The 11421-nt window shown below is 62.1% G+C and carries 10 protein-coding genes; all 10 read left to right on the forward strand.

The window, feature by feature from the left end:
* The first annotated feature begins 158 nt into the window (after positions 1-158).
* Positions 159-365 (forward strand): formate dehydrogenase, encoded by a 207-nt coding sequence (locus Q8L50_RS10270; RefSeq protein ID WP_305348572.1) that lies wholly within the window; start codon positions 159-161, stop codon positions 363-365.
* Positions 366-404: 39 nt separating this feature from the next.
* Complete coding sequence (locus Q8L50_RS10275; protein ID WP_305348573.1) at positions 405-3380, forward strand: formate dehydrogenase subunit alpha; 2976 nt, start codon at positions 405-407, stop codon at positions 3378-3380.
* A gap of 2 nt (positions 3381-3382) precedes the next feature.
* Positions 3383-4006: a formate dehydrogenase FDH3 subunit beta gene (gene fdh3B, locus Q8L50_RS10280; protein WP_305348574.1), complete on the forward strand. Its 624-nt coding sequence runs from the start codon at positions 3383-3385 to the stop codon at positions 4004-4006.
* Positions 4003-4233: a hypothetical protein gene (locus Q8L50_RS10285; protein ID WP_305348575.1), complete on the forward strand. Its 231-nt coding sequence runs from the start codon at positions 4003-4005 to the stop codon at positions 4231-4233. The genes fdh3B and Q8L50_RS10285 overlap by 4 nt, the downstream gene beginning before the upstream one ends.
* Before the next feature lie 12 nt (positions 4234-4245).
* Positions 4246-5430 (forward strand): formate dehydrogenase subunit gamma, encoded by a 1185-nt coding sequence (locus tag Q8L50_RS10290; protein ID WP_305348576.1) that lies wholly within the window; start codon positions 4246-4248, stop codon positions 5428-5430.
* Between the two features lie 22 nt (positions 5431-5452).
* Complete coding sequence (locus Q8L50_RS10295) at positions 5453-5842, forward strand: hypothetical protein (RefSeq protein ID WP_305348577.1); 390 nt, start codon at positions 5453-5455, stop codon at positions 5840-5842.
* Positions 5843-5907: 65 nt separating this feature from the next.
* Positions 5908-6786, forward strand: coding sequence for a formate dehydrogenase accessory sulfurtransferase FdhD (locus Q8L50_RS10300; protein ID WP_305348578.1), 879 nt, complete (start codon positions 5908-5910; stop codon positions 6784-6786).
* Between the two features lie 25 nt (positions 6787-6811).
* Positions 6812-8338: a C13 family peptidase gene (locus tag Q8L50_RS10305; RefSeq protein WP_305348579.1), complete on the forward strand. Its 1527-nt coding sequence runs from the start codon at positions 6812-6814 to the stop codon at positions 8336-8338.
* A gap of 30 nt (positions 8339-8368) precedes the next feature.
* Positions 8369-10912: an ABC transporter permease gene (locus tag Q8L50_RS10310; RefSeq protein ID WP_305348580.1), complete on the forward strand. Its 2544-nt coding sequence runs from the start codon at positions 8369-8371 to the stop codon at positions 10910-10912.
* A 2-nt stretch (positions 10913-10914) separates the two neighbouring features.
* On the forward strand, positions 10915-11331 hold the full coding sequence (locus Q8L50_RS10315; RefSeq protein WP_305348586.1) for a group II truncated hemoglobin: 417 nt from the start codon (positions 10915-10917) through the stop codon (positions 11329-11331).
* The last annotated feature ends 90 nt before the right edge of the window (positions 11332-11421 follow it).

Here is an 11421-nt window from a genome sequence, read left to right on the forward strand (position 1 = left end):
TTACGGTGATTTCGGTTAAAACCAAGTTGCCCTATCGTTTTCCCGTAGGCCCCCCATTGACCGTCCGTAAAGCATTGTCGGGTATTCAGGTCTGGCGTAAAGTACAGCAGTTAGTAAGTATGCAAACTGCTTCATAGCAAGCTTCCTTGGAGACAACCATGCAGGACAGCCAGCCAAAACCCTCGCGCAGGGGTTTCTTTTTCGGCGCCGCCGCGACCGGTGCCGCAGCCGCCGTCGCGGTGGCCCTGCCCGGGGTCCGCGCTCCGCAGGCTTCGCTTCCCGAGCCCAAGCCAGCGCCTGAAAAAGGCGGCGGCTACAGCCTGTCGGATCACGTCAAGCACTACTACCGCACCACCCGCATCTAGTCTCAAGCCCATCCCGGTTTCATTCTTACGGAGAGCTCCATGCTGCTCACGAAAAAATCTCACGGTATTCACGGCGATCAGGCGCAACGCGCAGGGTCGGCACGGTTTGTTCAAAGCCTGTCGCGCGGACTGTCCAACGCGCTTCCCACGATGGACCGTCGCGCATTTTTGCGTCGCTCCGGTCTGGGCGTCGGCGTGGGTCTGGCGGCCACGCAACTGACACTTGTCAAAAAAGCCAAAGCCGCGACACCGGGTGCCGGTGACGGCACCGGGAAGATCGAGGTCAAGCGCACTGTGTGCACCCACTGCTCTGTCGGTTGTGCGGTTGATGCGGTTGTGGAAAACGGCGTGTGGGTGCGGCAGGAGCCGGTGTTTGACTCGCCCATCAATCTGGGCGCGCACTGTGCCAAAGGTGCAGCGCTGCGTGAGCACGGCCACGGCGAATACCGCCTGCGTTATCCGATGAAGCTGGTCAACGGCAAGTACGAACGTATCAGCTGGGACACGGCGCTTAACGAGATCACCGCCCGCATGCAGGAGCTGCGCAAGACCAGTGGCCCGGATTCGGTGTACTGGGTGGGCTCTTCCAAGCACAACAACGAACAAGCCTACCTGATGCGCAAGTTCGTCAGCTTCTGGGGCACCAACAACTGCGACCACCAGGCGCGCATCTGCCACTCCACGACGGTGGCCGGCGTGGCCAACACATGGGGCTACGGCGCCATGACCAATTCCTACAACGACATGCAGAACAGCAAGTGTGCGTTGTACATTGGCTCCAACGCCGCCGAGGCACATCCCGTCAGCCTGCTGCACATGCTGCATTCGAAAGAGACCGGCTGCAAGATGGTGGTGGTGGACCCGCGCTTCACGCGCACCGCCGCCAAGGCCGACGAATACATCCGCATTCGCTCCGGCTCCGACATTCCCTTCCTGTTCGGCATGCTGTATCACATCTTCAAGAACGGCTGGGAAGACACCAAGTACATCAACGACCGTGTTTATGGCATGGACAAGGTCAAGGCCGATGTGCTGGCCAAATGGACGCCCGACAAGGTCGAGGAAGCCTGTGGTGTGCCAGAAGCCAAGGTTTACATGGCGGCCGAGATGATGGCCAAAAACCGGCCTTCGACGATTGTCTGGTGCATGGGCCAGACCCAGCACACGATTGGCAATGCCATGGTGCGCGCGTCCTGCATTTTGCAGCTGGCGCTTGGCAACGTCGGGGTGTCTGGTGGCGGTACGAATATTTTCCGCGGCCACGACAACGTGCAGGGCGCGACCGACGTCGGCCCCAACCCCGACTCGCTGCCTGGTTATTACGGCCTGGCAGAAGGCTCGTGGAAACACTTCGCCAAAACCTGGGGCGTTGACTTCGACTGGATCAAGGGGCGCTATGCCTCGCCCGCCATGATGGGCAAACCTGGCATCACGGTATCGCGCTGGATCGATGGTGTCCTGGAAAAAAATGAACTGATCGACCAGGATTCCAACCTGCGTGGCGTGGTGTTCTGGGGCCATGCACCCAACTCGCAGACGCGGGGTCTGGAAATGAAGCGGGCGATGGACAAGCTCGATTTGCTGGTGGTGATTGATCCCTACCCCTCGGCCACAGCCGCCATGGCGGCGATGCCTGGCAAGGCCGAAGACCTCAATCCGAATCGTGCCGTTTATCTGCTGCCGGCGGCCACCCAGTTTGAAACCAGTGGCTCGGTGACCGCATCCAATCGCTCGCTCCAGTGGCGTGAGAAAGTCATTGAGCCGCTGTGGGAAAGCCGCAGCGACCACATGATCATGCACCAGCTCGCCGAAAAGCTCGGTTTTGCCAAAGAGCTGTCCAAGAACTACAAGATGCAGAAGGTCAAGGGCATGGACGAACCCGTGCCCGAAGACATCCTGCGTGAAATCAACAAGTGCGTCTGGACCATTGGTTACACCGGGCAGAGCCCGGAGCGCCTGAAAGCGCACATGCGCAACATGCATTTGTTTGATGTCAAGACGCTCAAATCCAAAGGTGGCAAAGACAAGGAAACCGGGTACGACACCACGGGCGATTACTTCGGTTTGCCATGGCCTTGTTTCGGCACACCCGAGCTGAAGCATCCTGGATCGCCCAACCTGTATGACACCTCCAAACATGTGATGGACGGCGGCGGTAACTTCCGCGCCAACTTTGGTGTCGAGCGCGAAGGCAAAAATCTGCTGGCTGAAGACGGTTCCCACTCCAAAGGGGCCGACCTGCAGACCGGGTATCCGGAGCTTGATCACTTGCTGCTTAAAAAGCTCGGCTGGTGGGACGAGTTGACGGAGCCCGAAAAAGCCGCCGCAGAAGGCAAGAACTGGAAGACCGACTCTTCCGGAGGCATGATGCGCGTCTTCATGCAGGGACATGGCTGCCATCCTTTCGGCAATGCCAAAGCGCGTGCGGTGGTCTGGAACTTCCCGGATGCGATTCCGCAGCACCGCGAGCCCCTGTACGGCAACCGGCCGGACCTCATGGCCAAGTACCCCACACACGACGACAAAAAAGCCTTCTGGCGCCTGCCCACGCTGTACAAAACCATCCAGCAGAAAAACCTGGCCGACAAGGTGCACGAGAAGTACCCCCTGATCATGACTTCGGGGCGCCTCGTGGAGTACGAAGGTGGTGGCGAGGAGACCCGCTCCAACCCCTGGCTGGCCGAGCTGCAACAGGAAATGTTCATCGAGATCAATCCCAAAGTGGCGGCCGACAAAGGCATACGCAATGGTGAGCGAGCCTGGGTCAGCACGCCAACCGGCGCACGCATCAACGTTCAGGCCATGGTGACCGAGCGGGTAGGCCCCGACACCGTTTTCCTGCCATTCCACTTTTCTGGTCGCTGGCAGGGTGCGGACATGTTGGCCTATTACCCCAACGGCGCGGCGCCTATCGTGCGTGGCGAAGCCATCAACACGGCCACAACCTACGGCTACGACAGCGTGACGATGATGCAAGAGACCAAGACAACCGTCTGTAATGTGGAGAGGGCATAACCATGGCACGCATGAAATTTGTCTGTGACGCCGAGCGCTGCATCGAATGCAACGGCTGTGTCACGGCCTGTAAAAACGAAAACGAAGTCCCGTGGGGTGTCAATCGCCGCCGCGTGGTGACGCTCAACGACGGCGTGCCCGGTGAAAAATCCATCTCGGTGGCCTGCATGCATTGCAGCGATGCACCCTGCATGGCAGTGTGTCCGGTCAATTGTTTTTACCGCACCGACGAGGGTGTGGTGTTGCACGACAAGGATGTCTGTATTGGTTGCGGCTACTGCTCGTATGCCTGCCCCTTTGGTGCGCCACAATTTCCATCGCAAGGCACTTTTGGTGTGCGTGGCAAGATGGACAAATGCACCTTCTGCGCAGGTGGCCCCGAGGTCCATGGCAGCCAGGCTGAGTTCGAAAAGTATGGCCGCAACCGGCTGGCAGAAGGCAAACTGCCGGCCTGCGCCGAGCAGTGCTCGACCAAGGCCCTGATCGCCGGTGACGGCGATGTGGTGGCAGACATCTTTCGCAACCGGGTGGTGCAGCGCGGCAAAGGCGCAGAGGTCTGGGGCTGGGGCACGGCCTACGGCTCCAAACAGGCCGGTCAGCCGCCAGCCAACGGAGTCAAATCATGATGCGCCTTGTCCTCATCAGTGCCGCCGCCCTGGGTCTGGCCGCCTGCGGCGACAAGCCGCAGACCGCTGCCGGTGTCAAAAGTGATGCGGCCGCCTTTCAGAGTGTGACCGGCGCGGGCAGCGCCTACAACGCGCCCGGCTGGAAGGCTGGAGACAAGGCCGCCTGGGAGGAGCAGCTCAAGACGCGCACCCAGGCCGGGCAAAACGAATACAACCGCGTGAAATAACCGGGAGTTCTCATGCAAGGTCCCCTGCGATTTTCGCGAGTTCTGGCAGCACTGCTGTTGACAGCCTCCGGCTGGGCCGCTGGCGTTTCAGCGCAGACGACTGCTGCCCCGACAGCGGCCCCTGCTGCCGCCGCAGCGCCGTCGGGCGGCATCAAAAGCGCCAACATCTTCGAAGTCAAACCCGACGCCAGCGCCGACCCGAATTACGCCAACCAGACCAACGCCGAGCGAGCCAAAGTACAGCCCGGCAACAACGCACCCATCTGGCGGCAGGTGGGGACTGGTGTGACCGGCTACAGCAGTCTGCCCAAAAGCGAGGCGCCAGAGGCAGGCAACCTGATCCAGCCTTTTGTGCAATATCCCGGTTCCCGTCTGACCAACGCCGGGGAGGCCTGGCGGCAGGTACGCAACAACTGGCTGATCCCTTATGGCGGATCCTTGTTGCTGATCGTTATTGGTGCTATTGCCCTGTTTTATTTTGGCAAGGGCACCATCAAAATGCATGGTACCAACACCGGGCACAAGATCGAGCGCTTCACACCCTTTGAGCGTTCGGCGCATTGGTCCAATGCGATCGCTTTTTGCATTTTGGCGATCTCCGGCATCGTGATGGCCTTTGGCAAATTTTTCCTGCTTCCAGTGATGGGTCTGACCCTGTTTGGCTGGTTGACCTACATTCTCAAAACCGCACACAACTTTGCCGGTCCGCTTTTTGCCGTATCGCTGGTGATTGTGTTTTTCACGTTTTTGCGTGACAACATGCCCAGCCGTGGCGACATTGGCTGGTTGCTCAAGGGCGGTGGTCTCCTGTCGGGCAAAGAAGTGCCTTCGCACCGCTTCAATGCCGGTGAAAAACTGGTGTTCTGGGGCGGGGTGTTCTTCCTGGGCATCGTGGTGGTGGCGTCCGGGCTGGTGCTCGACAAGCTGGTGCCGGGGCTGCTGTATGTGCGCGATACGATGCAGATCGCTCACATGATCCACGCGGTGGCCACCGTGTTGATGATGGCGATGTTCATCGGTCACATCTACATCGGCACCATAGGCATGGAAGGCGCGTACCAGGGCATGAAAACCGGGTATGTGGATGAAACATGGGCCAAAGAACACCACGAGTACTGGTACGACGATGTGAAGGCCGGCAAAATTCCGGCTCAGCGCAGCGAGCCTGTGCCCCCCAGCCAGACTGCGCAAGCCTGATCAGACTCACCGAGAGGATCTTATGAAAAAACTTCTTATTGCAGCTTTGTTGACGGGTGTGTCGGTTGCGGCACTGGCCAAACTCCCCCCGCTGAGCGACGAGGCCAAGGCCAAAGCCGCCGAGGCGGCGGCCAAAGCGGCGTGGGCCGGCAAGGTAGATGGCTACCTGCTCTGCAAGTCGCTGGATAGAGTGGCTGCTGGCTATTACAAAACCGCCAAGGCGGCCGGAAAAGATACCAAGCCGCCCACGGCCACGCCGCCCTGTGCAGACCCGGGCGCCTTTGTCTATACGCCGCCGGAACCGGCGAAACCCATTGAGGCTGCCGGCGCGCATTCCCCAGCCGCAACGGCTGTCAGCCCGCCCAGCACCAAGCAACCTGATGCGGTCGTCAATCCGGCCAAAAAATCCTGAGTTGTCCTTTTTCTGCAAAGGGCCGAGCCGCAAGGTGTCGGCCCTTTTTACGTTAGGCTTCCGACATGCCTTTGCCTTACCTGACCCAAGCCCGGGCGCCGCTGACCTGCGACATTGACGTCGTCAACGAATATGGCGAGCAGCAGAAAGTATCGATTCCTGCGGAGCGAGCCCTTACTGTGTACGTTGACAAGCGCGAGCTGGTCACCCTGATGACGCTGGGCGCACAGCCCGAGCTGCTGGTTCTGGGTTATTTGCGCAACCAGCGCCTGGTCGCGCAAGCCAGCGACATAGAGTCCATCACGGTCGATTGGGATGTAGGAGCGGCAGCGGTAAAAACGTGGCACGGCATCAAAGACATCGAAGAAAAAACCGCGAAACGCGTGGTAACGACCGGCTGCGGCCAGGGCAGCGTGTTTGGCGGCCTGATGGACGAAGTGGACCAGATAGTTTTGCCTGCCGACGCCCACCTCACCCAGGGCCAGCTGTATGCCCTGGTCAACACCATCCGGCTCAAGGAGACCACCTACAAGTCGGCGGGCTCGGTGCACGCCTGTGCGCTGTTTGACGTGGCGGGCAGTGAGCCGAAGATGCTTTTATTCGTTGAGGATGTGGGCCGCCACAACGCCATCGACACCATTGCCGGCTGGATGTGGATGAATATGGCCGCCACACTCGCCCCCGGCGTTTCCGGTCTGGTGTTCTATACGACCGGCCGGCTGACCAGCGAGATGGTCATCAAATCGGCCCAGATGGGCGTGCCGATGGTGGTCTCGCGCAGCGGGATCACGCAGATGGGCCATCAGGTGGCGCAGGCGGTGGGTTTGTGCGCCATCGGGCGCGCGACCAACAGGCGTTTTGTCTGTTATTCCGCCCCGCAAAGGCTGCACCTGCAACCCGAACTCGCCGGACCGAAACTGCGCACGCCCGCCGAACCACGTTGAGCAAAGGCCGTGGCATGATGCCGCCATGCACGACTTGGAACCGCAGGCCACGCGGCCCGGGCTTCCCCAACCCTTGACAGACGCCGCAGGCCCCGGCCAACGCGACGCAGTTCGCTTGCCGACCCTGCGCTGGATCCAGGAAGGCCTGCGCGCTGCCTTTTTCCGGGTGCCCCGCGTTGCCGGCCATGGGCCCGCACCGTCGCAGATGTTGGCCGTGGCAGCGCTGGTGGGCGTGCTTGAAATTGCACTGCTGCGGCTGGAGATCGTCGGCCCGGCGCGTTTTGATACGCAGGCCTGGTTGTCCACCTGGTGGTTCACCGCATTGGGCGCAGGCCTTGCCTGGTGGGTTTTTGGCGGGCCGTCCGCAGTGCCGAAGCAATCAGGCAGCGCTGAGCTGCAACCTGCCGGACTGGCGGCTTTTCTGGTCCTCTGGCTGGCCGCATCATTGCCCAATCTTGTCCTTGCGCAGGCACTGATTGCTGCCATCGCCCACGGCTGGATACGCTCTGATGTATTTGCCGAAACCTGGTTTTACTGGACCTTGTATGGGTTCTTCACCGCCTGGTCACTGGCTGTCAGCGCAGCGCTGATCTTGCGGTTTGCCGGACGGCACTGGCGCGCTGCGGTGTTTTCGCTGGCCTTGCTGGCGGCAACCGGCCTCAACCACTGGCAATTCGAGGCTCGCACCTGGGACAGCGACTCCACACGCAACGCTCAGGCCGAAGAAACGCGCCCCCGGCTGCGCCTTAGCCAGGAAACCCTGGAGGCGCAGCAGGTGTTGTGGCAGCGCACGGTGGATGCGCTCGCGTCGGAGCGTCCGGGCGTCGCTGATGTGTACGGCCTGGTGTTTGCGCCGTATGCGGCTGAAGACGTGTTCCTGCGCGAGAGTACGCTGGTCAGCCGCGTGCTGGCCGAGCGGTTCGACGCAGAGGGCCGGGTGATCCATCTGCTGAACCACGCCGGCACCGCGCTCACCCATCCGTGGGCGACGCCGCTGAACCTGCAGCGTGCCATTGAGGTGCTGGCCCAGCGCATGGACCGCGAGAACGACGTGCTGGTGGTTTACCTGACCTCGCACGGCGCACGCGACTTCAAGCTTGCGGCTTCACACTGGCCGCTGGAAGTGCCGCCGCTCAGCCCCGGCGAGTTGCGCGCCGCGCTGGACAAGGCCGGCATCCGGCACCGCGTGATCGCGGTCTCTGCCTGTTATTCCGGCGGCTGGATCGATCAACTGGCCGACGACAACACGCTGATCATGACGGCAGCTGACGCCACCCACACCTCCTACGGCTGCGGCCGCTTGTCGGAGCTGACCTTTTTCGGCCGCGCCATGTTCGACGAACAGCTGCGCAACACCCTCTCTTTCGAGCAGGCGTTTGCGCGGGCGGTGCCAGTGATCCGGCAGCGCGAGATCGATGCCGGGAAGAATGACGGTTTTTCCAACCCGCAGATCAAAGTGGGCGCCAACATGGCCCTGGTGCTTCAGGCGCTGGAAAGGCGGCTGGCGGCCCTGCCCTTAGCTGCGCCGGCACTAAAAACCGTCCCTCCCTGAAGGGCGGGCGCTTTGCGGTAAGGTCGGTCCATGAACCCTCTTTTCCTGAAACTCGGCTGGCGCACCCTGCTGCGCGACCTGCGTGCCGGTGAGCTGCGTTTGTTGATTGTGGCGGTCACGCTGGCCGTGGCGGCTCTGACGGCGGTTGGCTTTTTTGCCGACCGACTCAAAGGCGGCCTGCAGCGCGACGCGCGCCAGCTGCTGGGGGGTGATGCGGTGCTGCGCAGCGATGGTGTCACGCCAGAAGCCTTTGTGGCCAGGGCGCGCAACATAGGCCTGCAGGCTACGCTGACGGTCACCTTTCCGACCATGGGCCGCGCGCGTGAAGAAGAGGGTGGCGCCAGCAAACTGGTGGCCTTCAAGGCCGTGCCCGACGGGTACCCGCTGCGCGGCAACATGCGCGTGGCCGACAGCCCGGACGCCCCCGGAGCGATCACGCGCGAGATTCCGCTACCCGGCACCGCCTGGGCCGACGCTTCATTGCTCGACGCCCTGGGCCTGCAGCTTGGCCAGACGCTGTTGATGGGCGACGCCCAATTCAGGCTGGCACGGGTGATCGTGCAGGAGCCCGACCGGGGCGGCGGTTTTGCCAACTTCTCGCCGCGCGTGATGATCAACAGCGCCGACCTGGTCGCCACCGGTCTGATCCAGCCTGCCAGCCGCACCAACTACCGTTTTGCGGTGGCTGGCCCGGATGCAGCGGTGAAAGCCTATGTGCAATGGGCCACGCAAGAGATCAAGAAGGCCGAGTTTCGCGGCGTACGCATAGAGTCGCTGGAAAGCGGCAGCCCCGAGATGCGCCAGACCCTGGACCGTGCCGAAAAATTTCTGAACCTGGTGGCCTTGCTGGCGGCGCTGCTGAGCGCGGTGGCGGTGGCCATTGTGGCGCGCGGTTTTGCCGCCAAACACCTGGACGACTGCGCCATGCTGCGTGTGCTGGGCCAGCCGCAGCGCACGATTGCGCTGGCTTACACCTTTGAGTTTGTGCTGGTCGGCCTGGGCGCCAGTGCGCTGGGTGTGGCGATTGGTTTTGCAGTGCATTACGGCTTTGTGCTGCTGCTGGCCGGGCTGGTGGAAACCTCTCTGCCCGCTGCAACCTTGTGGCCGGCAGCATTTGGCATGGGCATGGGCCTGACCCTGCTGCTGGCGTTTGGCCTGCCGCCGGTGCTGCAACTGGCGCAGGTGCCGCCGCTGCGCGTGATCCGCCGCGATGTGGGCAACCTGCGGCCGGCGTCGCTCGCGGTGCTGCTGGTTGGCGTGCTGGGTTTTGCCGCCTTGCTGGTCGCGGCCAGCAGCGACCTCAAGCTGGGCCTGATCGCCGTGGGCGGTTTTGCCGGCGCAGTGCTGGTGTTTGCGCTGGCCAGTTTTGTGGCCGTCAAGCTGCTGCGCGCCAGTGTCAGTGAGCTTACCGCACCGCGCTGGCTGGTGCTGGCCACGCGCCAGCTGTCAGCGCGGCCAGCGTACGCGGTGGTGCAGGTCAGCGCACTGGCGGTCGGCCTGCTGGCGCTGATGCTGCTGGTGCTGCTTCGCACCGACCTGATCAGCAGCTGGCGCCGCGCCACACCCCCCGACGCACCGAATCGTTTTGTCATCAATGTGCAGCCTGAGCAGGGCGACGCCTTTCAGCAGGCGCTGCGCGACGGCGGTGTCAAAAAATTCGACTGGTACCCCATGATTCGTGGCCGGCTGGTGGCCGTCAACGGCAAGGAGGTCACGCCCGACGATTTTGAAGACGACCGTGCCAAACGGCTGGTGGACCGCGAGTTCAACCTGTCGCATGCGCAGCAGCAACCGTCACACAACGAGGTGGTCGCCGGGCGCTGGACACCGGACGAAGCAGGCGCCATCAGCGTCGAAGACGGCCTGGCCAAAACCCTGGGCCTGAAGATGGGCGACAGTCTGCGTTTTGACATAGGCGGGCAGATCAGCGAGGCCAAAATCACCAGCCTGCGCAAGGTGGACTGGGGCTCGATGCGCGTCAACTTTTTTGTCATGTACCCTGTGGCCAAAATGACCGATGTGCCGGTGTCTTACATCAGCGCCTTTCGCGCGCCCGAGCGCGTGGTCGCTGTCGACGGCATCAGGCCGCGCAGCTTTGACAACGAACTCGTCAAGGCCTTTCCCAACATCACCAACGTTGATATGAGCGCCACCATCAACCAGGTGCAACGTGTGCTGGACCAGGTGATACGCGCGGTGGAATACCTGTTTGGCTTCACGCTGGCGGCGGGGCTGGTGGTGCTGTTTGCTGCCATCACCGCCACGCGTGAAGAACGCGCCAGGGAATTTGCCATCATGCGGGCCGTCGGTGCCCGCTCCTCGCTGCTGCGCCAGGTACAGCGCGCCGAGCTGGCGGGTGTGGGTCTGCTGGCCGGCTTTCTGGCGTCCATCGTGGCGCTGGCGGTGGGTTGGGGCCTGGCCCGCTTTGTGTTTGACTTTGCCTGGACTGGCTCCTGGACCGTGCCCTTGTTCGGCAGCCTGGCTGGCGCAGCGCTGGCGCTGGCCGCGGGTTGGTGGGGCTTGCGCTCGGTGCTCAATACGCCGGTCGTTGAAACCCTGAGAAAAGCCCAGTGAACATGCAAATCGAAGAAAAACCACCGGGCACGCCGCCCTTTGCCACGCCTTTTGACTGGATGGGCGGCGAGGGCAAAGTCAAAGAGCTGGTCGACCGCTTTTACGACCTGATGGACATCGAGCCCGCCTACACGGCCCTGCGCGCCGCGCATGGCAGCGAACTGGTCAAGGCGCGCCAGCACCTGTTCTGGTTTTTATGCGGCTGGCTGGGTGGGCCGCAGCACTACACCGAAAGGTTTGGCCACCCCAAGCTGCGGCTGCGCCACATGCCTTTTGTCATCGGCATCCTCGAGCGCGACCAGTGGCTGGCCTGTATGGACCAGGCCATGGGCGAAACCGGTGTTGACGAGGCGCTACGTGCCCGCCTGCGCGAATCGTTTTTTCAGACGGCTGACTGGATGCGTAATTCACCAGCTTAAGCGCCTGGCCTGTCCTGAGCTTGACGATGGATCGAGGCTGCTGCCCCTGTTGCTATTAATTCAGGAGCTGTTCACGCACAGCGGATATGG

Source organism: Polaromonas sp. (assembly GCF_030680935.1).
GTDB lineage: Bacteria > Pseudomonadota > Gammaproteobacteria > Burkholderiales > Burkholderiaceae_C > Polaromonas.

Coding starts and splice junctions, on each gene's coding strand:
- Q8L50_RS10285 (WP_305348575.1), top strand. CDS start 4,003: ATGATGCGCCTTGTCCTCATCAGTGCCGCCGCCCTGGGTCTGGCCGCC.
- fdh3B (WP_305348574.1), top strand. CDS start 3,383: ATGGCACGCATGAAATTTGTCTGTGACGCCGAGCGCTGCATCGAATGC.
- Q8L50_RS10310 (WP_305348580.1), top strand. CDS start 8,369: ATGAACCCTCTTTTCCTGAAACTCGGCTGGCGCACCCTGCTGCGCGAC.
- Q8L50_RS10270 (WP_305348572.1), top strand. CDS start 159: ATGCAGGACAGCCAGCCAAAACCCTCGCGCAGGGGTTTCTTTTTCGGC.
- Q8L50_RS10315 (WP_305348586.1), top strand. CDS start 10,915: ATGCAAATCGAAGAAAAACCACCGGGCACGCCGCCCTTTGCCACGCCT.
- Q8L50_RS10300 (WP_305348578.1), top strand. CDS start 5,908: ATGCCTTTGCCTTACCTGACCCAAGCCCGGGCGCCGCTGACCTGCGAC.
- Q8L50_RS10275 (WP_305348573.1), top strand. CDS start 405: ATGCTGCTCACGAAAAAATCTCACGGTATTCACGGCGATCAGGCGCAA.
- Q8L50_RS10290 (WP_305348576.1), top strand. CDS start 4,246: ATGCAAGGTCCCCTGCGATTTTCGCGAGTTCTGGCAGCACTGCTGTTG.
- Q8L50_RS10305 (WP_305348579.1), top strand. CDS start 6,812: ATGCACGACTTGGAACCGCAGGCCACGCGGCCCGGGCTTCCCCAACCC.
- Q8L50_RS10295 (WP_305348577.1), top strand. CDS start 5,453: ATGAAAAAACTTCTTATTGCAGCTTTGTTGACGGGTGTGTCGGTTGCG.